The 24,403-nt window shown below is 53.3% G+C and carries 22 protein-coding genes and 3 tRNA genes; 8 read left to right on the forward strand and 17 right to left on the reverse strand.

The features are described from left to right. Positions 1 to 26: 26 nt before the first annotated feature. The 4 genes from OO731_RS03550 to OO731_RS03565 all read right to left on the reverse strand — a co-directional run bounded on the left by OO731_RS03550 (position 27) and on the right by OO731_RS03565 (position 3,534). Entirely contained in the window at positions 27 to 845 is an 819-nt protein-coding gene (locus tag OO731_RS03550; RefSeq protein ID WP_264889682.1) for a Nif3-like dinuclear metal center hexameric protein, read from the reverse strand. 2 nt (positions 846 to 847) lie between these two features. After that, positions 848 to 2,854 carry a cytosine permease gene (locus tag OO731_RS03555; protein ID WP_264889683.1) on the reverse strand — a complete coding sequence of 669 codons (2,007 nt, stop codon included), beginning with the start codon at positions 2,852 to 2,854 and terminating at the stop codon, positions 848 to 850. Positions 2,855 to 2,934: 80 nt separating this feature from the next. Further along, positions 2,935 to 3,007, reverse strand: a tRNA-Val gene (locus OO731_RS03560). Positions 3,008 to 3,075: 68 nt separating this feature from the next. Continuing rightward, entirely contained in the window at positions 3,076 to 3,534 is a 459-nt protein-coding gene (locus tag OO731_RS03565; protein WP_264889684.1) for a peroxiredoxin, read from the reverse strand. 148 nt (positions 3,535 to 3,682) lie between these two features. On the opposite strand from OO731_RS03565, the gene aceE reads away from it, so the two are divergent. From aceE to OO731_RS03600, 7 genes are read left to right on the forward strand one after another with little or no spacing between them, the layout of a single operon-like run. Then, positions 3,683 to 6,409 carry a pyruvate dehydrogenase (acetyl-transferring), homodimeric type gene (gene aceE, locus OO731_RS03570; RefSeq protein WP_264889685.1) on the forward strand — a complete coding sequence of 909 codons (2,727 nt, stop codon included), beginning with the start codon at positions 3,683 to 3,685 and terminating at the stop codon, positions 6,407 to 6,409. Continuing rightward, positions 6,372 to 7,565, forward strand: coding sequence for a helix-turn-helix domain-containing protein (locus OO731_RS03575; RefSeq protein ID WP_264889686.1), 1,194 nt, complete (start codon positions 6,372 to 6,374; stop codon positions 7,563 to 7,565). The genes aceE and OO731_RS03575 overlap by 38 nt, the downstream gene beginning before the upstream one ends. A 6-nt stretch (positions 7,566 to 7,571) precedes the next feature. Then, positions 7,572 to 8,498: an ACP S-malonyltransferase gene (locus OO731_RS03580; RefSeq protein ID WP_264889687.1), complete on the forward strand. Its 927-nt coding sequence runs from the start codon at positions 7,572 to 7,574 to the stop codon at positions 8,496 to 8,498. A gap of 46 nt (positions 8,499 to 8,544) precedes the next feature. After that, positions 8,545 to 9,549, forward strand: a complete 1,005-nt coding sequence (locus OO731_RS03585) for a beta-ketoacyl-ACP synthase III (protein ID WP_264889688.1) — start codon at positions 8,545 to 8,547, stop codon at positions 9,547 to 9,549. Between the two features lie 37 nt (positions 9,550 to 9,586). After that, positions 9,587 to 9,832: an acyl carrier protein gene (locus tag OO731_RS03590; RefSeq protein ID WP_138275438.1), complete on the forward strand. Its 246-nt coding sequence runs from the start codon at positions 9,587 to 9,589 to the stop codon at positions 9,830 to 9,832. A 20-nt stretch (positions 9,833 to 9,852) separates the two neighbouring features. Beyond that, positions 9,853 to 11,091 (forward strand): beta-ketoacyl-ACP synthase II, encoded by a 1,239-nt coding sequence (fabF, locus tag OO731_RS03595; protein ID WP_264889689.1) that lies wholly within the window; start codon positions 9,853 to 9,855, stop codon positions 11,089 to 11,091. After that, positions 11,088 to 11,687, forward strand: coding sequence for a thymidine kinase (locus tag OO731_RS03600; RefSeq protein WP_264889690.1), 600 nt, complete (start codon positions 11,088 to 11,090; stop codon positions 11,685 to 11,687). Before fabF ends, OO731_RS03600 begins: the two co-directional genes overlap by 4 nt. On the opposite strand, the gene menC is transcribed toward OO731_RS03600, so the two are convergent. From menC to OO731_RS03640, 8 genes are all read right to left on the reverse strand, one after another. Continuing rightward, the gene (menC, locus tag OO731_RS03605) at positions 11,684 to 12,793 is read right to left on the reverse strand and encodes an o-succinylbenzoate synthase (RefSeq protein WP_138315558.1); all 1,110 of its coding nucleotides are present in this window, start codon (positions 12,791 to 12,793) and stop codon (positions 11,684 to 11,686) included. The genes OO731_RS03600 and menC overlap by 4 nt on opposite strands. A 12-nt stretch (positions 12,794 to 12,805) precedes the next feature. Then, positions 12,806 to 13,513 (reverse strand): hypothetical protein, encoded by a 708-nt coding sequence (locus OO731_RS03610; protein ID WP_264889691.1) that lies wholly within the window; start codon positions 13,511 to 13,513, stop codon positions 12,806 to 12,808. A gap of 68 nt (positions 13,514 to 13,581) precedes the next feature. After that, positions 13,582 to 14,469 (reverse strand): ABC transporter substrate-binding protein, encoded by an 888-nt coding sequence (locus tag OO731_RS03615; protein WP_264889692.1) that lies wholly within the window; start codon positions 14,467 to 14,469, stop codon positions 13,582 to 13,584. Between the two features lie 101 nt (positions 14,470 to 14,570). Then, positions 14,571 to 15,323, reverse strand: a complete 753-nt coding sequence (locus tag OO731_RS03620) for an amino acid ABC transporter ATP-binding protein (protein ID WP_138276053.1) — start codon at positions 15,321 to 15,323, stop codon at positions 14,571 to 14,573. A gap of 11 nt (positions 15,324 to 15,334) precedes the next feature. Beyond that, positions 15,335 to 16,237 (reverse strand): amino acid ABC transporter permease, encoded by a 903-nt coding sequence (locus tag OO731_RS03625; protein ID WP_138275444.1) that lies wholly within the window; start codon positions 16,235 to 16,237, stop codon positions 15,335 to 15,337. 81 nt (positions 16,238 to 16,318) lie between these two features. Continuing rightward, positions 16,319 to 16,395: transfer RNA gene (locus OO731_RS03630), tRNA-Ile, on the reverse strand. A gap of 14 nt (positions 16,396 to 16,409) precedes the next feature. Continuing rightward, complete coding sequence (locus tag OO731_RS03635; protein WP_346732375.1) at positions 16,410 to 17,960, reverse strand: glycosyltransferase; 1,551 nt, start codon at positions 17,958 to 17,960, stop codon at positions 16,410 to 16,412. Positions 17,961 to 17,994: 34 nt separating this feature from the next. Continuing rightward, entirely contained in the window at positions 17,995 to 18,894 is a 900-nt protein-coding gene (locus OO731_RS03640; protein ID WP_264889693.1) for a DMT family transporter, read from the reverse strand. Positions 18,895 to 18,974: 80 nt separating this feature from the next. Here OO731_RS03640 and def point away from each other — a divergent pair, with 80 nt between their 5' ends. Beyond that, complete coding sequence (gene def, locus OO731_RS03645; RefSeq protein WP_264889694.1) at positions 18,975 to 19,541, forward strand: peptide deformylase; 567 nt, start codon at positions 18,975 to 18,977, stop codon at positions 19,539 to 19,541. Here def and OO731_RS03650 read toward each other — a convergent pair. The 5 genes from OO731_RS03650 to dnaG form a co-directional block, all read right to left on the reverse strand. Beyond that, positions 19,512 to 20,180 (reverse strand): response regulator, encoded by a 669-nt coding sequence (locus OO731_RS03650; protein WP_264889695.1) that lies wholly within the window; start codon positions 20,178 to 20,180, stop codon positions 19,512 to 19,514. The genes def and OO731_RS03650 overlap by 30 nt on opposite strands. A gap of 2 nt (positions 20,181 to 20,182) precedes the next feature. Beyond that, positions 20,183 to 21,460 (reverse strand): histidine kinase, encoded by a 1,278-nt coding sequence (locus OO731_RS03655; protein WP_264889696.1) that lies wholly within the window; start codon positions 21,458 to 21,460, stop codon positions 20,183 to 20,185. Positions 21,461 to 21,487: 27 nt separating this feature from the next. Then, positions 21,488 to 21,563, reverse strand: a tRNA-Asn gene (locus OO731_RS03660). 65 nt (positions 21,564 to 21,628) lie between these two features. Further along, entirely contained in the window at positions 21,629 to 22,537 is a 909-nt protein-coding gene (locus tag OO731_RS03665) for a D-isomer specific 2-hydroxyacid dehydrogenase family protein (RefSeq protein WP_264889697.1), read from the reverse strand. Further along, entirely contained in the window at positions 22,530 to 24,398 is a 1,869-nt protein-coding gene (dnaG, locus tag OO731_RS03670) for a DNA primase (protein ID WP_264889698.1), read from the reverse strand. The genes OO731_RS03665 and dnaG overlap by 8 nt, the downstream gene beginning before the upstream one ends. Positions 24,399 to 24,403: the final 5 nt, after the last annotated feature.

A 24,403-nucleotide genomic window follows, 5' to 3' on the forward strand; every position in this document is an offset into this window, starting at 1 on the left:
CTCTCTTTTGAATTGGTACTACAAGTTTACTGAGTGATAACAAAGTCCCAGGGGTCAGTCCGAAGTTGGCTAACTACAAATTGGACCTGCGGAAACTTCTCCGACAACTGATTTGCGGCAACGTCCAGCCAGAGCCATTCGCTTGCCCAGTGTGAAACATCGATGATTGCCGGCCCCGTGCCCTGAGTAATTGCGTATTCTCGTGCATCTTGAACCGGATGATGCCTTAGGTCAGAACTCATGTAGACGTCTGCGCCGGATAAAATGGCTTCGCCAATAAAAGAGTCACCGGCACCACCACACAGTGCGACCGTTTGAACCAGTTGGGTAAATTCACCCGATACTCGCACACCGGTCGCGGTGGAAGGCATGACTTTCGCTATCCGCCGGGCTAGCTCACCAAGTGGCATCTCCTCTGGCAGGGTACCGATTCGTCCGTGTCCGACTCCAGGCGAGCTTTTGACCAGCGGTCGAATGTTGGCTAGACCAATGGACTTTGCAATAACGTCAGACACTCCATTTTCAACAATGTCAGCATTGGTGTGTGCTGCGAACAGAGAGACTCCAGCCCTGACAGCTCTTGATATCAAATGCCCCTTGGAGGTCTGTTCGGAAAGGCTGGTAACGCCTCGCATGAGAAACGGGTGGTGCGATATCACCATGTCGAAAGCACCGTCGATTGCCTCGTCAAGCACTGAAGAGGTTACATCAACGGTTAGCAGGACGCGCGAGATTTGCTGACGGGCGCTTCCTGAGACTAGCCCCGGAGCATCCCAGCCCTCGGCACCTGCGGTTGGCCACAAAACTTCTGCAGTGTCTATAAGACTTTGAATGGGTACGGACATTGTTACTCCAAAACTCCTAGAACGTCGAGCAATTCGGTGCGTCGTGCTTCGATTGCAAGCACCTCAACCTCCTGGCGTTTAATCCGCGGTATTCCTGTGGCCAAAGGAACTAGCACTCCAATAGCCAATGCAACTAGGACACCGAAATTCGTACTCAGCCAATAATCAGGGTTAGTCAAAGATGGCGCCATGTAGCCAAGCCAACTCAAGCCTTGCGACGAAGCGTCGACCAGACCGAGTCCGATCACCGTTGCGACAAACCAACCTGAAACATTCAAAACATTGACGCTTTTGTAGAACCCGTAGGTGCGGCTCAAGGAAATCTCGTGGTACGCGATTCTCCGGATTAGAACGTCTGATGCAAAAATGCCAGACCACGCTGCCACCGGGACTGCAAAAAATACGGCATAGTCAGCAACCAGTTGCCAAGCGAGATCGGTTCTGACTGTATAGACCACAAGCCCGGCAATCAATGCCACCAAAAGTGCAAGAACGGGTTGGGCCACAATTGGTCTTAACTTCAGTCCAAGAGCGTGTAGGCCTAGGTTGGTCGAGTACTGGGACATTGCCAAAATAACTGCAAGCGACACCAGAGCGCTCACCCCGAGAACAGCTGCCAACCACGGATAGCCGTAGTCGGCCAGTGCTGAAACAAAGTTTGCCTCATACGCACCAAGAAACTCTGGCCCGAACGAGCGCATTCCTCTTGCTAGAGCAAGCCCGAATGAACCGAACAAGGTTGGAATGATTGCCAAACTAATGAAGGCCAGCCCGACAACCTTTGCCCCCAGCTGATTCACCGAAAGTTTGCGAGCAAAATCGGCGCCGGTCCCAGACCAAGCCAATCCGAATATCGAAAATATGAGCGTGGCACTGGCAAAGGTTGCCACCCAGCTTCGATTGCTTTCAAGTAATAGGTCATTCCAAGCAATGCCAGAGGTTGTGACCGCAATCAACAGCAACCCCACAACCGCCCCGAAAGTGCCTGCAATTTGCTGCGCTTTGAACAGAACCTGCCCGCCGTAGAAGGCCAACGCAGTGGCGATTATCAGAACTGCAGCGGGTGCGACCAGACCTAAACCATTGAATGGAATGGTTTGAGACGCTGAAGCACCAACCGACTCACTCATGACAAACAGTGACCAAAGCAGGACAGAGGACCAGAAAACCCTGGCCAAGACTAAGAAAATTGCCGGACCAGCGTTTGCTCCCACACCAAAGGCCGCCCTAGACAGAAAGACCGTTGCCAAACCGCTTCTTTTACCCGCCAGCGAACCAATTGATATCACCGAGGCCGAGGCCAATGAGGCAAGAGCAACCGCCAAAACCCCTTGCAAAAAGGACACATCAAACTGCCCCAGAAGCGCACCCATACCGAAAGGAAGAACTGATCCGCTTAGACCAAGCCAGGCCCAAAACTGAGATATAGCCTGGCTCCGACGATTTACTCGTGGTTCGGAATCAACTGTGATGACTTCTGCGGCAAGGCTTGGAGCTGGCACTGGATCTGGAACTGGATTGAGAACTGGTACAGGAGCTGCAACTGACTGCAAAACTGAATCCGCGGTCACAGGCTCCGGCGAAACCTGAGGGGTATTGAAAGGCAGATCCGTTGGGGCAGAGTCGACGTCTGTCTCGGTATCTACCTGCGCAGAACTCAGAACGTGAGGGACCTCCCTAACGCTCTCAGGCAGCAGAACACCTGATGTGTCCGGAAGATCTTTTTCTATTTGATTGAAATTCGGGGCCGGGAGCGCCGGAAGGCCACTCCGCTGACGCATGGCGTTTTCTAGCGCCCAAAGCGCTTGAGGCGTGCCGTTCTGCTGCATTTTCTCAACCCAAGTTGAGAACTGCGCATTGTCTTCTGCTCGAAGTTTGGCCTGTTCCTCCAAGAAGGCCATAGCCTCCAGAGTGCCCTCGTAGTCCGACCGTACCCGACCTAATGCTTCTTGAAGATCACTGTCAGATAGCGACCGCTGAGAAGGCGGGATGTATGAGCTGGAGTCCATAGGGGAAATTCTAGTGTCGGCGCAGAACAGTACAGCAAAAGCAAAATCCCCAGACACATCGTGTCTGGGGATTTCATTTGTGGGCCCTACCGGGATCGAACCGATGACATCCACGGTGTAAGCGTGGCGCTCTACCAGCTGAGCTAAAGGCCCCTCTTTCGAGGGCTGCAGCGAACTGCAACTCGAAAAAGCCTACCGCATAAATGTGGTGGAATGCCAAATTACAGCGAAGCTAGTGCTCGTTTGTACTCATCAAGGTTTCTAGCCTGACCTGGGGCGGTGACGAACTTAGCCACAAGATCGCCGTCTTTATTGATCACAAACGTAGCGCGATTGGCGATGCCAGCATCTTCGATGAAGACACCATACTGCTTGGCAACCGCACCGTGAGGCCAGAAATCAGCAAGAACGGAGAACTCGTACTTCTCTTCTTCGGCGAACTTCTTCTGAACAAACTTTGAGTCCACGGAAATGGCTAGCAGCTCTACGTCAGCAGACTGGAACTGTGCGAAGTTATCACGGAGCTCACACAACTCGCCGGTGCAGATACCTGAGAAAGAAAGAGGGTAGAAGACCAAAACCACAGGTTTCTTGCCTGCAAAATCAGACAACTTTACGGTTGCACCGAATTGATTAACCAGTTCAAAATCTGGTGCCTTGTCGCCGATAAGTAGTGTCATTCCTAAATTCTCCTTTGGTCTTTTACTAATTCTGCTCTCAAGAACCGGCAAAACTAACATTTGCTTCCCTTTGTCGTCATAAACTTTTAGAGGCTTTACCAAAGCCAATCGGAATTCTTTGTCCATCCCCCACGAAAGAGGATGTCAGTTGTCCATCAACAACAACGATGCATACGCGGTCAACACCCCAGACCAAGACCCACAAGAGACCAGCGAGTGGCTCGAGTCACTCGACGCGGTAGCACGAGTACATGGCCGAGGCCGTGCTCGCGAAATCATGTTGAACCTTTTGCGTCGTTCACACGAACTTCAGCTGAATGTTCCGATTGTTCCAACCACGGACTACATCAACACCATCGCACCTGAGAACGAGGCTGAATTTCCTGGTGACGAAAAGATTGAGCGCACCTACCGTGCGTGGATGCGTTGGAACGCTGCTATGTTGGTGCACCGAGCTCAGCGCCCAGGTGTTGGCGTTGGTGGCCACATTTCAACTTTTGCCTCTTCAGCTTCGCTTTACGAGGTCGGTTTCAACCACTTCTTCAAGGGCCAGGATCACCCATCCGGCGGCGACCAGATTTTTATCCAAGGCCACGCATCGCCTGGTCCATATGCCCGCGCATTCCTAGAAGGTCGCCTGAGTGCCGGCCAACTAGACGGATTCCGTCAGGAAAAGTCTCACGCGGGTGGCAGCCTTTCTTCATACCCACACCCAAGACTTATGCCCGATTTCTGGCAATTCCCGACCGTTTCGATGGGACTCGGTCCGATCAACGCTATTTATCAGGCGCAATTCAACCGCTACTTGAGTGGACGCGGCTTCAAGGACACCTCAGAGCAGCACGTATGGGCGTTCCTCGGTGATGGTGAACTTGACGAAGTTGAGTCACGTGGTGCTCTTCAGCTTGCGGCAAACGACAACCTTGACAACCTGACTTTCGTTGTGAACGCAAACCTCCAGCGACTTGACGGTCCTGTTCGAGGTAACGGCAAAATTATCCAGGAACTTGAAAGCTTCTTCCGCGGAGCTGGATGGAACGTCATCAAGGTGGTTTGGGGACGTGAGTGGGACAGCCTGCTGGCGAATGACCACGAGGGCGCCCTAGTTGACCTGATGAACAAGACACCAGACGGCGACTACCAGACTTATAAGACCGAAGACGGCGCCTTCGTGCGCGAGAACTTCTTTGGCCGCGACCCGCGAACTCTTAAGTTGGTTGAGCACCTCTCGGACGACGAGATTTGGGGCCTCAAGCGCGGCGGACACGACTATCGCAAGGTCTACGCTGCCTACAAGTCGGCCCTCGAGCACAAGGGTCAGCCAACCGTAATCATCGCTAAGACAATCAAGGGCTTTACTCTTGGAAAGTCATTTGAGGGACGCAACGCAACCCACCAGATGAAGAAGCTGACGCTGGACAACTTGAAGAGCTTCCGCGATGAATTGCACATTCCGATCTCAGACGCTCAGCTTGAAGAGAACCCGTACCAGCCGCCGTACTTCCACCCAGGACAGGACGCGCCTGAGATTCAGTACATGCACGAGCGTCGTCGCGAATTGGGCGGTTACCTTCCAGAGCGAAGAAGCAAGTACGTTGACTTCAAGCTTCCTGAAGACTCTGCATACGCGGTTTCTAAGAAGGGCTCAGGCACTCAAGAAGTTGCCACCACGATGGCATTCGTCCGTCTTTTCAAAGACCTACTGCGCTCCCCAGAGTTCGGTGAACGAATTGTGCCGATCATCCCGGATGAGGCCCGCACCTTCGGTATGGATGCTTTTTTCCCAAGTGCCAAAATTTACAACCCGAATGGTCAGCACTACATCTCGGTAGACCGCGAATTGCTTTTGGCCTATAAGGAAAGCTCCGCTGGGCAGATTCTCCACACCGGTATCAATGAAGCCGGATCAGTAGCGGGCTTTACCGCTGCTGCCACCAGCTATGCAACGCAGGGTCAGCCGATGATCCCGTTCTATGTCTTCTACTCGATGTTCGGTTTCCAGCGCACCGCAGATGCTTTCTGGGCTGCAGCTGACCAGATGTCGCGTGGATTCATCATCGGTGCCACCGCTGGACGCACAACTTTGACCGGTGAAGGTCTACAGCACGCCGATGGCCACTCACCGCTCATTGCTGCTACAAACACCGCGGTGATTACCTACGACGCAGCCTACGGCTACGAAATTGGGCACATTGTCCGCTCTGGAATTGAGCGCATGTACGGTGGCCAGCACCCGGACCCGAACGTGATGTATTACCTAACCGTTTACAACGAACCATACGTTCAGCCTGCCGAGCCAGAGAACGTTGACGTCAACGGAATCGTTCGAGGCATCCACAAGATCAGCACTAACGAGCGCACAGGTCGAAAGGCCCAAATTCTCGCTTCTGGAGTTGCGGTTCCTTGGGCTTACGAGGCGCAGCAGCTACTACAGAACGACTGGGGTGTATCAGCCGACATTTGGTCCGTTACCTCATGGACTGAGCTTCGCCGCGATGGTCTAGTCTGCGACGAAGCCAAGTTCTTGAACCCGAGTCTTCCAGCTCCAAAGGCATTCGTCACTTCACAGCTCGAGGGATCTGAGGGTCCATTCCTGGGAGTGAGCGACTTCATGCACGCGGTGCAGGACCAGATTCGACCATGGGTACCGGGCGACTACGCAACCCTTGGTGCCGAGGGCTTTGGCTTCTCTGACACACGCGCAGCCGCTCGCCGATTCTTCAAGATTGACGGACCATCAATTGTGGTTCGTGTTCTTGAGCAGCTCGTTGAGCGCGGCGAGATGGACCCAAGTGTTCCTCAGATGGCAATCGACCGATACCGCCTTCACGACGTGAATGCCGGTACCTCAGGGTCAACCGGTGGCGAAAACTAAGCAAGAGACCCTCGACTGGCTGCAGTCGATATCTGGCGACCTCGCCACGATAACTCTGCAGCAACTCGACGAACTTTTGCCTTGGTATCGAACAATGCCGGCAGCCCGGCGATCGACCATTGGTTTGGTGGCTCAAGCCGGTATTACCTCGTTCGTGGCTTGGTATAAAGACCCAAAGTCTCAACCTTGGGTCGCTGCCGACGTCTTTGGCACCGCGCCAAGAGAATTGCTTAGGTCGATATCGCTGCAGGAAACCTTGCAATTGATCCGAGTAGTTGTACAGGTGGTTGAAGATCGCGTTGTTCAAGAGGATGAGTCACTCCGTGAGGCAGTTCTGCTCTACTCGCGCGAAATCGCTTTCTCAGCCGCCGATGTTTATGCACGGGCAGCTGAGGCAAGAGGCTTGTGGGACGCAAGGCTGGAGGCCCTGGTAGTCGATTCAATCTTGAGTGGTGAGCATGAAGAGGAACTTCCGTCAAGAATCGCAGCCCTTGGATGGCGCGCCAGAGGATCTGTGGCCGCTGTAATCGGCACCGCAGCAGAACCAATCGATCAAGATGGACTCCGGAGGATAGCCAGAAAACACAGCGTTGATGCACTTATCGGGGTACACGGAAATCGCCTAATCGTGGTTTTGGGTCGCATCGATGAGTCCAAAACTGAAAGCCAGCCATCATTTCAGAAGATTGCAACAGCGCTCGATCCCTTCTTTGGCGCCGGTGGAGTTGTCATCGGCCCGGAAGTCGGAAGTGTTGCCCAGGCTCATCGCTCAGCGAAAGCGGCACTCGCCGGTTTCGCCGCAATTAAGTCTTGGCCCAAGCCGCCTCGGCACATCGCAGCGGATGACCTACTTGCTGAACGGGCACTCGGCGGTGACATGCTTGCCAAATCAACGTTGCTGGACATTATTTATCGACCTTTAGCCAGCAACTCCCCCGAACTTCTTGAAACCTTGGCCCACTACCTTGAAACCGGAAGGTCCCTCGAATCCACCGCGCGGGAATTGTTTGTTCATCCCAACACCGTCCGATACCGCCTAAAGCGAATATCAGAGATTATTGGCTGGGATGCCACTGGCCCCCGCGAGGCATTCGTTCTTCAGGTGGCTATGGTTTTAGGCTCAATGAGTGAAATCGAAGCGCGTAAGCGCAGATAGGCAAAAATGATCGTTGTCGTATGCCCTGGGCAGGGCTCTCAAACCCCGGGTTTTCTTTCACCTTGGCTAGAACTACCAGCCTTCAGTGATTCAATCCAGCTAATGGAGCAGAACTCAGGGATTTCGATTTCAGAATTCGGCACTACTGCCGATGCCGATACTATTCGTGACACCGCAGTGGCTCAACCCTTGATTGTTGCCGCGGGTGTTGCAGCCTTTGCTGCCCTGAGCGGCGGCAAAACCGCCAGCGAGTTGGGAATTTCGGGCGTCGCCGGTCACTCAGTTGGCGAAGTAACCGCCGCAGTTACCTCAGGAGTTTTTACACCTGAGCAAGGCATCAAATTTGTTAAAACCCGCGGTGACGCAATGGCTGCCGCAGCCGCAATGGAACAGACCAGCATGGCAGCTGTGCTGGGCGGTGAGCAAAGCGAGGTCGAGGCTCGACTTCTTGAACTTGGCTTGGAACCAGCAAACTACAACGGTGGCGGCCAAATCGTAGCTGCAGGAACAGCTGAGGCTATTGCTGCGCTTCAGGCTGAGCCAGCCGCTGGCACCAGAGTGATTCCTCTGCAGGTGGCCGGTGCATTCCACACCCGATTTATGGCTCCAGCAGTTCAGGTACTGGCCGATTACTCGGCAAGTCTTGAAGTCAGTGACCCGTTGGTCTCACTTTGGAGCAACAACGGCGGACGAAAGATTGCCTCCGGTTCTGAATTTGTTCAACTGATGGTTAACCAGGTTTCTAGTCCAGTGCGTTGGGACCTTTGCATGGCAGCCATGGTCGAAGCGGGAGTTACGGCCCTTATAGAACTGGCACCGGCTGGAACCCTGACCGGTCTGGCAAAGCGCTCAATGCCGGGCATCGAAACTCTCGCTGTCAAGACCCCCGATAATCTCGACGCAGCTTTGTCGCTAATCAACAACCACCGTTGATTTTTTAAACAGTAAATTTGAATAATCTTTAGAAAACCGAGGATAAATGTCGCAGCCAACTCTCAAGCAGTACGAGACCGTAAAATTCTCGAAAATTTACTCACTCGGCGCCGCTCGTGGTGACCTCACAGTCACCAACGATGACATCGCAGGCCCGATTGACTCGAGTGATGAGTGGATTCGTCAGCGCACCGGCATCATCACCCGCAAGCGCGCAAGCGCTGATTTGAGCCTTATGGACATGGCCGTATCAGCCTCTAACGAAGCCATTACGAAGGCAGGCATCGATCCAAGTGAAATCGGTGCAGTTATTTTTAGCACGATCACTCACCCGCACCAGACACCTTCTGCGGCAGCACTACTTGCCGACAAAATTGGCGCAAACCCAGCACCTGCTTTTGACATTTCGGCCGCCTGCGCCGGCTACTGCTACGGAATTGCCCAGGCAGACGCACTGGTCCGCTCGGGTGTTGCCAAATACGTACTAGTTGTGGGTGGCGAGAAACTTTCAGATTTCATCGACCCAACCGACCGCACAATTTCGTTCCTGCTCGGAGACGGTGCAGGTGCTGCCATCGTGGGCCCTTCAGACACACCAGGAATTAGCCCTACAGTTTGGGGCTCAGATGGTTCGCACTGGGATGCAGTTGGCATGAGCGCCTCACTACTCGAGCTGCGCGACGGTACTGCATCATGGCCGACCTTGCGTCAAGAGGGCCTCACCGTGTTTAAGTGGGCAGTCTGGGAGATGGTTAAGGTTGCTCGCCAGGCGCTCGAAGTGGCCGGCATCACCGCCGATGACCTTACTGCGATTGTCACCCACCAGGCCAACATCCGAATCATTGACGAACTAGCCAAGCAGCTAGCCGTTCCAGAGCACGTAGTTGTGGCCAGGGACATCGTCTACACCGGCAACACTTCGGCCGCATCTATTCCGCTGGCAATGCACGCACTACTTGAGTCAGGCGAGGTAAAGTCCGGGGGTTTGGCACTTGAAATTGGCTTCGGCGCGGGCCTTGCCTTCGGCGCTCAAGTAGTAGTACTCCCGTAAACTTAACCTCGGTCAAATAACCAATAAGGAGAAATCAATGGCACTTTCACAGAGCGAAGTACTTGCCGGTCTTGCAGAGATCGTTAACGAAGAGACCGGTATTGCTACCGAGGCTGTTCAGCTAGAGAAGTCATTCACCGACGACCTAGACATCGACTCAATCTCAATGATGACCATCGTTGTTAACGCTGAAGACAAGTTCGGCGTAAAGATCCCTGACGAAGAGGTTAAGAACCTAATCACCGTTGGTGACGCAGTTAACTTCATCGTTTCAGCTCAGTAATTAGGCGAAGGCTAAAAACATTGTCTAAAAAAATCGTTGTCACCGGAATCGGCGCTACTACGCCTCTCGGTGGTGACGCGCGTTCAACCTGGCAGGCATTGCTTGCCGGAGAGTCTGGCATTTCGACTCTCGAACAGGAATGGATTGCGCGGTATGAGATCCCTGTGACTTTTGCCGGACAGGCAAAGGTTCCAGCAGCTGAGGTTCTAACCCCGCAGGAGGCCAAGCGCCTCGACCCATCAAGCCAGTTTGCGTTGATCGCAGCACGCGAGGCTTGGGCTGACGCTGGTTCGCCAGACGTCGAGCCTGAGCGTCTCGCGGTTGAATTTGCCACCGGAATCGGTGGAGTGTGGACTCTCCTGGACGCGTACGACACGCTCAAGGAGAAGGGCCCACGTCGCGTAATGCCGATGACTGTGCCAATGCTTATGCCTAACGGCCCAGCTGCCGCCATCGGTATGGAAATTTCTGCCCGTGGTGGTGTGCGCACCTCTGTATCAGCGTGTGCCTCAAGTACCGAAGCAATTGCAAATGCTCTAAACCGCCTACGTTCGGGCGAGGTTGACGTAATTGTTGCCGGTGGTTCTGAAGCTGCAATTCACCCAATGCCGATCGCAGCTTTTGCTTCGATGCACGCTCTATCTCGCCGAAACGAAGAGCCAACTCGCGCCTCACGTCCGTACGACGTAGCCCGCGATGGTTTTGTAATGGGAGAGGGCGGTGGTGCCCTGGTTCTTGAGACCGAGGAGCACGCCAAGGCCCGTGGAGCAAAGATTTATGCCGAGGTAGTTGGTGGCGCTGTAACCTCTGATGCCTACCACATCACTGCTCCAGACCCAGAGGGTAGCGGTGCTGCGCGAGCAGTCTTGGCTGCACTAAAGCAGGCTGACGCAGAGCTAACTGACGTAATCCACATCAATGCGCACGCAACGAGCACACCAGTGGGCGACATCGCCGAATACACCGCTCTTCGTCGAGTTTTTGGTGACCATCTTGATTCGGTAGCCATCTCGGCCACCAAGTCTTCAACTGGCCATCTACTAGGTGGAGCCGGTGCAATCGAGGCCATCTTCACCGTACTGGCTCTTCACGAGCGCACCGCTCCCCCAACAATCAACCTTGAGAATCAGGATCCAGAGATTCCACTTGATGTGGTTACCTCTCCTCGCGAGCTACCAGCCGGACCAATCCTGGCTATGAGCAACTCATTTGGTTTTGGTGGTCACAACGCGGTTATTGTCTTCCGCAGCTACGAATGAGCAAGCTTTACTTTCGCCACGGAGCAATGAACAGTGGCAAGAGCACCGCTCTGCTTCAGGCAGCACACAATTATGAAGAGCGTGACCAGCACGTTCTGTTGGCCAAACCAGCAATTGATATCAAGGGCGAGCGGGCGATAACCAGCCGACTAGGAGTTGACCGCGAGGTTGACTTCCTGATTACCCCTGACCTTAACCTGAGAGCAGAGTTTGCCTCGAGGGTTGAACAGTTCAGGACGAAGACTGGGAAAGAAATCGCGTGCCTACTGATTGACGAGGCACAATTTCTGACAGCTCAGCAGGTTGATCAGGCGCTCGAGATTGCTGTTCTAGATTCGGTTCCAGTCTTGGCCTACGGTATCCGCACCGACTTTCTGACGCACGGATTTCCGGGTTCACTTAGGTTGCTGGAAATTGCACACTCGTTGGAAGAGCTCAAGACAATTTGCCGGTGTGGTCGCAAGGCCATGTTCAACGCCCGCAAGCTGGACGGCAAATTCATCTTTGATGGTGAACAGGTTGCCATTGACGGCGTGCACGTGACCTACGAATCACTGTGCCCAACCTGCTACTTCAGTGAGAAATCTTCTAACTAAGCCTTAATCCACTCGCGAGAGACTGCATAGCGGTCAACAATCTCCGCAATCGGGTCAACACCGATTCCAGGCCCTGTCGGAACATCGATGTGGCCGTCAACCAATACAAACGGTGTTGTGGTGTCGACCTCGAAGTACCGCGACGATGCCGAGGTGTCACCCGGCAAAGTAAACCCTGGCATGGCTGCAAGCGCCAAGTTTGCTGCTCGCCCAATGCCGGTCTCGAGCATGCCGCCACACCAAACCGGGATGTTGTTGGCCACAGAAACATCATGAATCTTCTTGGATTCTAGGTAACCGCCAACACGTGAAGGTTTGATGTTGATGATCTCGGCTGCCCCGAGTTCAATTGCATCGCGGGCGATATCTGCCGAAATAATCGTCTCATCAAGACACACTGGGGTTTCGATGTAGTCGGCAAGCTTGGCGTGGCCCAGCATGTCCTCTTCGTTGATTGGCTGCTCAATCAACAGCAAGTTGAACTCGTCCAGACGCTTCAGCAAATCGAAGTCGTTGCGCGTGTAAGCGGTGTTGGCATCGACCTGAAGCAAGAGGTCATCACCGTAGGTTTCGCGAACCAATTTCACTGGCTCGTAGTCCCAACCCGGCTCAATCTTCAGCTTGATTCGAACATAACCCTCGTTCAGGTAACGCTCAACGTATTCCATTAGCTCAGGCAGTGAGTCCATGATGCCAACCGATACACCTGCTGGAACCTTGGTTTTGGTTGCGCCAAGGTAGGTGGCAAACGAAGTATTTGCCGCTCGCAACTGTGCGTCGAGAAGGGCTGTTTCAATTGCAGCCTTGGCCATGCGGTGGCCCTTGATCCACTCTAGAGTTGGTGCCACAGATTCGGCTGTGAGGTCATTTCCCAGTGCAAACAAGTCTGGAAGCATGAACTGCTTCAAAACGGCCATAGCGCCCGTGTGGTACTCGCTCGAGTAATCAGGGCGGTCATTCGCGCCGCACTCTGCCCAGCCCTCGCCAGAATCAGTAATGGCGTGGGCCCAAACCACCTCGTGGGTGTTTACCGAACTAAATGAAGTGCGGAAGGCGGACTTCAATGGGACATTTAGACGAATTAGCTCTACGGCTTCGAGTTTCATTGGTTCCTGTTTCTATTCGGTCTTGCTCAAAATCAGCGAGGTGCGGTCTGGAGTCATGGCGGTAACCTGCCATCCGGTGTTCATCAGGTCCAGCATTTGATCGCGCACCAGCATGCGCACTTTCAGCGCCGATTCAAGATCTACTGAGCGCATTGTTTCAATGTCTTCGGGTATCTCGACAACTACTTCTTCTGGTCCTGCGTTTCGTAGGCTTGCCAAGGGGCTATCGGTGCGTTGGCCTTTGACTGACCAGTAGGCAAATAAACGATCCGAAACGTCGCCCAGGTTGATCGAGTCGGTCATTGATCCATAGAAATTCGGTAGGTATTCAACAGCGATTGCGCCTAGCTTCACAAAATTGAAGTAGCAGTTCCGGCGAACCAGCGGGTCGAAGGTCCAGGTGATTGCATCGATGGAATTCTCTTTAGCCCATTCCATTTGGTGCTGCTTGATCTGAAAGCCAACACCCGAAACCGTGGCTGCGGTCACATGAGAGTGCAGAATGTTTTCAGAATTGAAGCTGCCCCTGATACCGAACGACGCACCAACTGCATGGCCATCCAGTTCGGCAATTACGCAGTAAGCCCCCACGTGTACGGCAGCCAGAATCAAATCAAAAGGGGCAACGTCGTCGCCGTCCTGCCAAACGGTTCTAAAAAACTCGGCCACCTTGATTGCGTCCTCAGCAGAAGACACCTCACGCAGCACAACGTTGTTCATACTTCAATTCTTCCAGATAAAAGTAAAGCGGGAGCACGCCTAAGCATACCCCCGCCTCAGATTTGAGATTACTTGGTGCCGTTGATGGTCGCCTCGGTAACGCCGAACGGTGACAGGTTCCACTTAGCCAAAAGCTGAGCGTAGGTACCGTCATCGATAAGTGACTGAACAGCGGCCTGAATGGCTGCGGTCAGGCCTGTGTTGGCCTTTAGAACACCGATACCGGTTAGAGCCGAGGTGTAGCCCTCAGGTGCGTCGGTAGGTGCAACTAGGTCAAAGTAGGCACCCTCGCCTGCAGTCTGAACGGTGTAGGCCGCAACCTGTCCGTCGTTTACACCGGCAACAGCCTTACCAGCACGGATTGCGTTCTGAGCATCGCCATCGGTTGGGAACTCAAGAACTTCAATCGGGGTGTCACAGCTTGGGTTCACCGCGTTGATTAGGTCGATCTGTGCGGTTGCAGTCTGAATTGCAACTACCTTGCCACATAGGTCTGCGAAGCTGTTGATCCCCTCTGGGTTTCCTTCAGCAACCACAACTGCAAAGCCAGCTGAGAAGTAGTCAACGAAGTCAAGGACTTCCTGGCGCTCTAGGGTGTCGTTCATACCCGACATGATGATGTCGTGGGTACCTGACTGAAGTGACGGAATGATTCCATCCCAGTCCTGGTCGTTGAAGCTAAGTACAACACCAAGCTTCTTGCCAATCTCAACTGACAGGTCGTAGTCGAAACCGGTTGGGTTGTCGTTCTCGTCGAACAGCTCCATTGGAGCGTAAGGAATGTCGCTGGCTACTGAGATGCCGTCCTTGTACTCTTCAGGCAAAAGCGCGGCCGCAGCTGCGTCAGTCGGAACAAGTTCATCGGTGTTGGTTGCTGCAGGTGCGGCACAACCGGTTAGAACAAAAAGGCTAGCGGTCGCAAGAGCTGCAAATCCCGCAATCTTTGAAACAGACACGTGTTCTCCTCTTAAGGGGTTTGTGGGGTGTACTTTTAGAGCCTAATTGAGGCTCGCGAAAATTATTCGGGTTTGGCGCAATGTTTACAAGAACGAAATGACTAAAGCACTGAGCTTAGGAAGGCTTTGGTCCTTGGGTTCTGTGGATTCTCAATAACCTCGGTCGGACTGCCAGACTCAACGACCACTCCGCCGTCCATAAATACGACGGTGTCGGCGACCTCACGGGCAAAGCCCATTTCGTGCGTCACGACAATCATGGTCATGCCGCTCTTGGCAAGCTTGCGCATTACATCCAAAACATCGCCGACGAGCTCTGGGTCAAGTGCCGAGGTTGGCTCGTCGAATAGCATCAGTTTTGGCTCCATCGCCAAAGCGCGGGCAATAGCAACACGCTGCTGCTGACCACCTGACAACTGCGATGGGTAGCTATCCGCTTTATCTGCCAAGCCGACCGAATCGAGAAGTTCTCGGGCTTTAGCGATTGCCTCAGCCTTTGACACACCCTTTACGCCAACCGGCGCTTCGATGATGTTCTCGAGAGCGGTTAGGTGAGGGAACAAGTTGAAACGCTGAAAAACCATACCGATTTCGGCACGCTGCTTGGCGATCGCGGTTGGCTTCATCTCATAGATAGCATCTGACTTTTCCTTGAAACCCATGAGCTCGCCATCTACATAGAGGCGACCACCGTTGATGGTTTCTAGGTGGTTGATACAGCGCAGAAACGTTGACTTACCGGAACCCGAAGGACCAAGCAAGCACAAAACCTGACCCTGCTCCACCTGAAGTGTGATTCCTTTGAGGACCTCGTTGGCACCGAAACTCTTGCGAATCGCGCGAGCGTCTACCATCAGCGGCTTGCTCATACGTTTCCCTTCATGCCAATACGCATCCAGCGCGATTTTTGATCGGCAACGCTAAAACCGCGACCGTATTTCTTCTCGAGGTAATTCTGAGGAATTGAGAGGACAGTAGTCATAACCAAGTACCAGAATCCGGCGACTACCAATAGCTCCACCTGGGCAAGGTTCTGTGATGAAATCTGCGAAGTGCGAGCGTAGAGCTCCATAACTGCGACTACCTGGAGCAACGAGGTGTTCTTGAGCATTGAAATAAACTCATTGCCCATCGGTGGAATGATCACGCGCATAGCCTGAGGCAAAACGATTCGGCGCAGGGTGTACCCAGAACTCATGCCAAGGGACTTTGCTGCCTCAGTCTGCCCGGCGTCAACTGAGAGGATTCCTGCTCGCACGATCTCGGCTGCGTAGGCACCCTCATTTAGAGAAAGTGCGATGATGCCGGCGATTAGCGCGGTGAACACCAAGCTGGTCTTTTCAGAGAACCAAATGATGTCGGTAAACGGGATTCCGATTTCAATGTTCGGGTAGATGATGCCCAGGTAACCCCAGAAAACTACCTGCAATAGCAGCGGGGTTCCGCGAAAGAAACCGACATATCCGGTGGCCACCGCGCGCAACACAGGGTTTGGAGAAAGTCGCATCACGGCAAAGATTACGGCCAGGATGGTACCGATAAACATTGAAATCACCGTAAGCACGACGGTAAGCAGCGCAGCTGCCATTACCTTCTCATTGAAAATGTACTTATCAATGATGTCGTGGTTGATGTTTGGCGATGCCCAGAGCGAGTAAACGAAGCTACCAATTAGGGCAACAAGAATAACTGCTGACACCCAACGCCAAGGATGACGAAGCGGCACCGCAACGATGTCGTCGCTTAGTGCCTTGTCCTTTGGAGACATCTAACCACCTTCGGCTGAAAAATTATTCTCGTCAAATCTTATGCCTTTATCGCAGTCAACTAACCGCGATAAACGGACTACTGGTAGGGAGTACGGGACTTGAACCCGTGACCGACGGATTATGAGTCCGCTGCTCTAACCGGCTGAGCTAACTCCCCCTGGTCTTGAGTTTCTAATTATCTTCGTTTCTCAAGCGTTCGGCTGCATCCTTCACAGCCTCTTTTGCCTTGTTGGCGGTTTTCTTCGCTGAGTTCCTGACCCGCTCGTTTACCTCGTGGGCCTTCTCTAGCACCTCGTCACGAATGTCCTCGAGTTTGTCGATAACCTCTTCGGCTACGTCTTCTGCTTTATCTCTCAGCTCATTAGTTGCCTCACGCAAGGCTCGTGCTCGCTCGCGAAGTGCCTCAACACGATCATGCAACGATTCCGGCAAAATACCGATTGGGCGGGTGTAGTCATCATTGTTGTCATCAGAGGTCTTATCGGTGTCATTATCACCACGATAGAGCCCCTCAAAAATGGTCAGGGTGCGCTCAATGTCGTGCGCCTGAATTAGGTGAAGTGAGTTTTCAGACAGACGATCGAGCTCAGCCTGATCTGCCGTGAGAATCCGCTTCAGCTTGTCGCTGAATTCAACTACGTCGTCAGGCTGGAAAAGGTAGCCGTTGTCACCATCGTGCACCAAGTGCGGCAGGGCCATGGCGTCTGCAGCAACGACCGGTCGACCCGAGGCCATCGCCTCCATGGTTGCAATACTCTGCAGCTCTGCAATAGATGGCATTGCGAACAAAGTCGCGCGCTCATACGCCTTCGGCAATTCTTGCTCGCTGATGTGCCCCAAGAAGTGCACGTTCTTCGCGATGCCCAGCTCAAGCGCCAGGTTTTCCAGATACTTACGCTCGCCGCCGTCACCAACAATCTCCACCTGCGTGTTGAGCGATTTCGGCAGCATGGCCACGGCCTTCAGCAGGTTGTGGATGTGTTTCTCGTAATCTAGGCGACCAAGAAACAGAATTCTCGGCTCTGCGTTTGAAGTCGGTGAGGTGTTAGCAAACTTTGAAGCATCGATTCCACAGCTAATCGCCAACACACCGTCGACCCCGGCAGCAGCCTCTAGAAGCTGAGCGGCACGGCGCGTTGGTGTAGTAATTGCATCAACCTGAGACAAAACGCGCCCGGCATCAGCCCAGGCCATTTTCATGACGGTCTTTTCGAGGAACTTTGGCACGATTACCGAGTACTTAATCAGGTTCTCAGGCATGATGTGGTTGGTCGCAAGAAGTCGAATGCCCTGTTCCTTGGCACTCTTGACCAGGTATCTACCCATAATCAGGTGCGACTGAATGTGAACAGCGTCAGGCTTTACCTCGCGCAGAATCTTGTCAGTCTTGGCCTTTAGCGAATATGGCCAAACGTAGCGCAGCGTTTTGTGCTGAGGAATTCGGTAGCTCTTGATGCGGTGAACGGTCATCTTGGCGCCGTCGTGCTGCTCGATGAAGGTGCCGTGCTGTTCGTTATATGCAGAGGCAATGATGTGAACATCGTGCCCATGGCGCGCCAGTCCGCCGGCTAGACGCTCGGCGAATCGCGCTGCACCATTGATGTCGGGCGGAAATGTGTCACAACCAATGACGATGGTAAGTTTTTTGAAACCAGGAGTACCGGGGGCTACTGCCAAAGTTCTAACCTCTACTAAGAAGACGATGTTGCGGGACGAACCCACACTGAAATTTTACTTGAACTCGCAGCCGGCGGAACTACGCGTGTGCTTTTTTAGGTCGAAGTTCGGGATGCACCTTTGAAATTAGGTAAACACCAACTACCGCCACCACCGCGCTGAGTCCAAAGCCAATCATGGTCGGAACGCTTGCCTGCTGAGCCTCACCGAGGATGACGATTCCGATAGACACGGCAACCAACGGATCAATAACAGTTAGGCCAGCAATTACTAGGTCAGGCGGCCCCGAAGAATAAGCATTTTGAACAAACCAGCCGCCAAGTGAAACAGCAATCAGAAGCCCCAAAGTACACAGTGCTGTCAACCATTCAAACTGGCCCTGATAAATACGCTGAATAACTACCTTTGCCAAGGTAGCAACGAACCCATACAGCACGCCCGCTCCAACCACGTAGATCAGCGCATTCATGCGCTTTCCGAGCGTGAAAAAGAGAACACCGAACACGACAAGGATGGAGGCAAGAACAATCAGAACCTCAACTAAGTGACCATCGGTGAGTTCGGTCTCGTCAGCAACACCTGAGGCCATCAATACAAAAGCGGCGATGCCGAAAGTACACAGCGAAATGGCAAGAATTGTGCCCCGATTTAGCCGAGTCTTAGTGGCTCGTGCATTGAGAAGTGAGGTAATCACCAGAGCAATAGCACCGATGGGCTGAACCACGATTAGGGGCGCAAGCGAGAGAGACCCGAGTTGAAGAATGATGGCCAACCCCATGAAAAAGGTGCCAGAAAGCCACTTTGGGTGCTTGATGACATTCAGCAGTTGTTTTAGTGACAGAGAGCCCTTGAGCTTGTCTTTTATTTTGCTTTTTTGAACAACCGCGTCGTTCTGGAACTGGGCACCAAAGGCCAAGGCCACAGCAGCTAGGACCGCAAGCAAGATAGCGACGGTGCGCATGTCTAGACCTGGTCCCATTTGCTCTCCCTTTTTGTAGCCCTTCGACTCTATCTTTGAAATCGAGGGTTTCCGGTGAGGCTCGGGGGTAAATTTGTAGGATGACCATTAGACCTATTTGCATCACTGGAGACCCAGTCCTACACAACCGAGCCGCCGAAGTTACTGAGTTTAACGACGAACTCAGAACCTTGGTAGCCGACATGTTTGAAACTATGGACAAGGCTCCGGGCGTGGGCCTAGCCGCGCCACAGATCGGTGTTGGTCTGCGAATTTTTACCTACGACTACGCCGACGATGAAGGAAACGAACGCCGTGGCGTGATCATCAACCCGAGCCTAGAGATTGGCCCGGTGAGCGACGAGCCGGCTGACGAGGACACCGAAATCGAAGGTTGCCTATCGGTACCGGGTGAGCGCTTTCCCCTCAAGCGAGCTGAGACTGCGATAGTCACAGGTGTTGATTTGGACCAGAAACCGGTACGCATCGAAGCAGACGGATGGTTTGCGCGAATCTTCCAGCACGAGTTTGATCACCTAGATGGAATTCTCTATGTTGACCGCCTCGCAGAACCGTGGAAAGAGATTTCGACGGACATTATCGAAGACAACGGTTGGGGCAAGCCTGGCAAGAGCTGGCTACCTGGTCGCGACAACCTTGAAGGCTAAAAACAGCTGAGCCCTGGTGGCAAATCCACACTTTGCCGTCAGGTCGTTCAGGGTCTTTCGTACCCGGTAATTAGGCACTTCAAAGTGCGCTGCAATTTCTGAATCGTCCTTTCCAGACAAGAACTCAGCAACAAATAGCCGGGTTTGCTCATCGAGGTTGGCCACGTTAAGCGCAAAACCTATTGGCGCCGCAGGGAGCTCATCAAACTGGGTAAGAAATTCACCCAACTCAGCAAAGTTTGGATTGTCTCCCTTAGCCTGCGAGGAACGAACCGCCCGCAAAAGCTCTTCTGGTCCGGCCTCTTGGGTAACTAGATCCGTCGCGCCAGCAGCGATGCTTGCCAACTGAAGTTCTTTGCTGAAGTAGGGTCCGGTCAAAATAACCGGCGGCATCTTTGAATCGGAAGCGAGATAAGCCCGATTTAGTTCAACAATTGCGGAAACGCCATCAAGGGATTTGAGGCGATGGTCAATTACTAGGACATCGATCAAAGCTTTGGGCGCGCGCTCGGCTAGCGAAACAGCATCATCATCTTCGAAAACAATTTGAAGGTCATCTTGGGCTTCGAAAATCATTCGACGTCCAGCTCTGATATCAGCGTCACCGTCAACTAATCCGACACGAATGAGATTGGCCATTGTTAGTGAATTCGTTGACCGGACGCAGCCAAGGTCTTGAGTCTAGGGAAAATTGCTGAAAGCGTGAAACCAACGCCCGGAACCTGAGTAGCCTCGATGCTGCCACCATACAGAGCTGCGCGCTCCCGCATGGCAGTGATACTAGCGCCCTTGATGGGCTCAATAAGAGCTCGTAGGTCGTCGTCGGCGGTGTAACCAGACTCTTCAACGCTCAGGTTTAGATCTGCGCGTCGGGAGACCTCAACGCCATTGTCTTTGACTAACACCTGCAGACCTTCGTCAACCCAGCTAAAGGCAATGCTCACATCGGTGCCAACTGGGCAGTGCTGCTTCACGTTTTCGAGGGCATCGACAACAATTCGATAGACCGCCAATTCAGCGCCGGAGTTGATTCGAAACGGCACTCCCTCATGGCTCATCGACACGGAATAGCCGAACTCGCGATAGGCCACAACCAGGTCTTCGAGATTCTTGATCCGAGGCGGTGCGGCAGTAACGGTGTGCTTACGGTTCAACATGTCGAAGAGTCTTCGCAGTTCGGTGTGTGCCGCTCTCGCACTCTGGCCGATACGCTCCAGAGTTCTAATCGAAGAGTTGATGTCGGCTTTGGCGGCGTAGAGACCACCCTCAGCCTGTGAAATCACGGCAGAAACCTTTTGAATGATGAGCTCGTTGATGTCACGAGCAATCTCAAAACGCTCAGTCTGCTCGGCAAGCTCCAGGGCCAACTGTGATTGAAGATCAGTAGCGATAGCTCGATCAAACGGAGTTCCAACGTGCAAGTGGCGAGTGATTAGGTACCGCCCGCCCAGAAACGCCGTTGCATTTAGGCCAACAATTGCCAGCCCAGAAATTGCCAAAGCGAAAAGACGCGCACTGTCATCGAGAAGAGCAATTCCAAAACTTTGAACGGCTGGACTTCCGGAGTAAATCAAAAGCCCAGCGAGGGTGGTTCCGGCAACAACATTCACGCCAAAAGTTACCCTCGCAAATAGCGGGTTGGCCATCATGGCAAGAATGAAGAGTGCCGCTAGCGCACTGACTACACCGGCAAGAGGCGAGAGCCCCAGGTAAATTGCTAGACCCGGTGCAATAACTAAGAGTGCAACACTCAGCCAAGGCTGCTTATAGAGAGCCAAAATTGCAAGGCTGAAAAGCGAGGATGACAGTAATGCCACATACCCCTGAGACATGAGGTCGATGCCGCCCAAAAATAGGACACCAAATAGTGAAAGGTAAGTTAGGGAGAGCCATTTACGGTCCTGGATCCAACGTATCAACGTGGCCTCCAGATCATCGAAAAAGAGTGGCTCCCCGGCTTGGACTCGAACCAAGAACCTATCGGTTAACAGCCGATTGCTCTGCCAATTGAGCTACCGAGGAATGTTGATTTAGCAACCTGAAAAGATTACCAAAGTTTTAGGTGCAAATCGCCGGTTTTCGCGAAATTAGTATCCAAGTTTTGCTGATACCGCACCAACCAGCGGCTCACCAGCAATAAAGGCGAGGGTGTTTTCACGGATACGCTCTGAAAACAAGCGCACCACCATTTCGCGTGTATCGGCTGTGTGCGGTGTGATCAGAATGTTCTTGGCATCCCACAGCGGGTGTCCTTCCGGCAGGGGTTCCGGATCAGTCACATCGAGCGCTGCACCGGCTATCACGCCTTCATCTAATGCAGAAATAAGGTCTTCCGACTTGATGATTGGTCCGCGAGCAATGTTGACCAGATACGCGGAGGGCTTCATTAGTCCAACGCGACGGGCATCAAACAGGTGCCTAGTCTCGGGTGTGAGGGCTGCTGTGATCAAGACCAGGTCCGCTTGCGGTAACTCAGCATCCAGGCTTTCAAAAGTAAGTGTTCTGCAGCCTTGAAGGCCAATAGCCTGCTTGCGAATCACCGTGACATCGGCACGAAATGGTGCCAGCAGATTCAGCAGCTCCTCAGTGATTCCTCCCCCACCAACGATTAGAACTTTTGCATCGTAAAGGCTCACCGCGAATGGCCGGCCCCAATGTTTTGCGCGCGCCCGCTCTGGCAAAATACGCATCAGAGCAAGGCTCAGAGCCAAGGCATGTTCGGCAACCGGTTCGCGATATGCACCCTTAGCTGACGTGAATCGATGAGGCACCTGAATCACCTGCTCGAACGCATCTACCCCAGCAAACGGTAATTGCACCCAATCGATTTGCGGATGGTTACGCAGCAGCTCGGCCAAGTCGCCAGGTGAAGAATAATCGGTCCAGATTAGCCCCTTGGTTTCGGTCGAAAGCGGCGCCAGCACTCCCCCTGCAGATTGAACTGCTTCCTCATACTCCGGAAAACTCTTTGGAGCAATCGAGATCACTTTAGGCACCTTGGAGCCGACGCCTTTCAGCTTCGAGATCAACCAGCTCGCGCTGAATCCTGGAAGACTCTTCTGGCTCTAGGGTTGCGTCCACGCGTCGAAGCGCCGCAAGGAGATCGGCTTTTGCGTGCGCAAGTGTGTTGACTAATGCGCGGCCAATTACACCCTGACCATACCTGACTAGGCCTGCCTGGTCGGCTGCCGGCAATGACTGTGCAGCAATTTCACGCAACAGAGGGTGAAGTTCCTCGGGTGTTGCTCTAGCAACGGTTGCCAAGAACTCAGGCTGCTGCCTAACCGCCGCCGCAGTTGCAACTGCCTCCAAAATGGAGTTGTGCGCCGAGGCAGAGAACCCGTCGCGAACAAGTCTGGCTAATTCCGCCTGGCTGTAGCTGTCAGGAACCTGGACAAGCACCTCAAGCACTTGGCGCTCGAATCGAGTAATCGGGTCACTTAGGTTTGGCAGCGAAAAGCCGGCCACTGGTGGTTCATGCTCAGACTGAGTGCTCACTTGATTCCGTCGAAGGTCTGCAACCGCTTCTTTACGAACGGCCTTACCTGCAGCATCGACCAACGCGGCTACCTCGTTGCCTTCAAGATTCACCCATCCGGCAAGTTCTCGAATATATGCTGGGCGAAGAGCCGAATCGCGGATTCCGGCGACGATAGGCGCTGCAGCGCGAGCCGCGCCAACCCGCCCCTCGATAGTTGCCAGATCGAACTTCGAAATCTTCTGTTTGATAGCAAACTCAAACAACGGGCGCTTGTTCTCAATCATCAGCCGGACAGCTTCGTCGCCCCTGGCTGACCTCAAATCGCACGGATCAAGACCGTCTGGCCCGACAGCAACAAATGTTTGAGCCGAGAATTTCTCTGAATCTGAGAATGCTCGCATAGCCGCCTTCTGACCGGCAGCATCAGGGTCAAAAGTAAAAATGACTTCTGCTGGAGTGTCTTTTTCAGCCGAGAGCATGCGGTTCAGGATCCTTATGTGATCATCACCGAATGCAGTTCCGCAGGTAGCTAAAGCTGTGGTGATTCCTGCTAGGTGGCAGGCCATTACGTCGGTGTACCCCTCGACAACAACTACCTTTTGCTGCTTGGCGATGTCGCGCTTTGCCAAATCAAGTCCGTAAAGGACCTGTGACTTGTGGTAAACCAAAGTGTCACTTGTGTTCAGATACTTTGGGCCCTGATCATCATCGAACAGTTTTCGTGCACCAAAACCAATTACCTGGCCGGTTGTGTCTCGAATTGGCCAAATTAGACGACCGCGAAATTTGTCGTACGCCCCGCGCTCACTCTTGGTTGCCAAACCGGCAGTCACTAGCTCATCAAGGGTGAACCCTTTGGCGGTGAGGTGGTCGACCAGGTTATTCCACCCCTGAGGTGCAAAACCAATGCCAAAATGCTCTGCCGCGGCTTTGTCAAAGCCCCTGCCCTTTAGGAAGTCGCGCCCAGGAATAGCTGCGTCAGTCATGAGTTGATTTGCATAGAATTCAGCAGCTGCAGAATTTGCCTCTAGCAATCGAGACCGCTGGCCCTGATCCGGACTTGAAGAGCCCTCTTCGTAGGTCAGTTCAAAGCCAACCCGAGCAGCCAACTTCTCGACTGCCTCATAGAAACTCAGCTGATCCATTTGCTGGACGAATTTGTAGACATCGCCTCCCTCGCCGCAACCGAAGCAGTGATAAAAACCCTGAGCAGGTCGGACATTGAATGACGGAGACTTCTCATCGTGGAATGGGCATAGTCCCTTGAGCGATCCAACGCTTGCCGGTCGAAGTGCGACATACTCGCTAATGACATCGGCGATATTTATCCGAGATTTGACCTCGTCAATGTCTCGCGACCGAATCTTGCCTGCCATAGAAG

It is taken from the genome of Rhodoluna sp. KAS3 (genome assembly GCF_026000575.1).
Lineage (GTDB): Bacteria > Actinomycetota > Actinomycetes > Actinomycetales > Microbacteriaceae > Rhodoluna.

What these genes read in the sequence shown, in the direction of transcription:
- OO731_RS03575 (WP_264889686.1), top strand. Translation starts at nt 6,372, where the DNA reads ATGCCGGTACCTCAGGGTCAACCGGTGGCGAAAACTAAGCAAGAGACC.
- OO731_RS03620 (WP_138276053.1), bottom strand. Translation starts at nt 15,323, where the DNA reads ATGGTAGACGCTCGCGCGATTCGCAAGAGTTTCGGTGCCAACGAGGTC.
- OO731_RS03555 (WP_264889683.1), bottom strand. Translation starts at nt 2,854, where the DNA reads ATGGACTCCAGCTCATACATCCCGCCTTCTCAGCGGTCGCTATCTGAC.
- OO731_RS03585 (WP_264889688.1), top strand. Translation starts at nt 8,545, where the DNA reads ATGTCGCAGCCAACTCTCAAGCAGTACGAGACCGTAAAATTCTCGAAA.
- def (WP_264889694.1), top strand. Translation starts at nt 18,975, where the DNA reads ATGACCATTAGACCTATTTGCATCACTGGAGACCCAGTCCTACACAAC.
- OO731_RS03650 (WP_264889695.1), bottom strand. Translation starts at nt 20,180, where the DNA reads ATGGCCAATCTCATTCGTGTCGGATTAGTTGACGGTGACGCTGATATC.
- OO731_RS03590 (WP_138275438.1), top strand. Translation starts at nt 9,587, where the DNA reads ATGGCACTTTCACAGAGCGAAGTACTTGCCGGTCTTGCAGAGATCGTT.
- dnaG (WP_264889698.1), bottom strand. Translation starts at nt 24,398, where the DNA reads ATGGCAGGCAAGATTCGGTCGCGAGACATTGACGAGGTCAAATCTCGG.
- OO731_RS03580 (WP_264889687.1), top strand. Translation starts at nt 7,572, where the DNA reads ATGATCGTTGTCGTATGCCCTGGGCAGGGCTCTCAAACCCCGGGTTTT.
- OO731_RS03600 (WP_264889690.1), top strand. Translation starts at nt 11,088, where the DNA reads ATGAGCAAGCTTTACTTTCGCCACGGAGCAATGAACAGTGGCAAGAGC.
- OO731_RS03640 (WP_264889693.1), bottom strand. Translation starts at nt 18,894, where the DNA reads ATGGGACCAGGTCTAGACATGCGCACCGTCGCTATCTTGCTTGCGGTC.
- OO731_RS03565 (WP_264889684.1), bottom strand. Translation starts at nt 3,534, where the DNA reads ATGACACTACTTATCGGCGACAAGGCACCAGATTTTGAACTGGTTAAT.
- menC (WP_138315558.1), bottom strand. Translation starts at nt 12,793, where the DNA reads ATGAAACTCGAAGCCGTAGAGCTAATTCGTCTAAATGTCCCATTGAAG.
- OO731_RS03625 (WP_138275444.1), bottom strand. Translation starts at nt 16,237, where the DNA reads ATGTCTCCAAAGGACAAGGCACTAAGCGACGACATCGTTGCGGTGCCG.
- OO731_RS03610 (WP_264889691.1), bottom strand. Translation starts at nt 13,513, where the DNA reads ATGAACAACGTTGTGCTGCGTGAGGTGTCTTCTGCTGAGGACGCAATC.
- OO731_RS03550 (WP_264889682.1), bottom strand. Translation starts at nt 845, where the DNA reads ATGTCCGTACCCATTCAAAGTCTTATAGACACTGCAGAAGTTTTGTGG.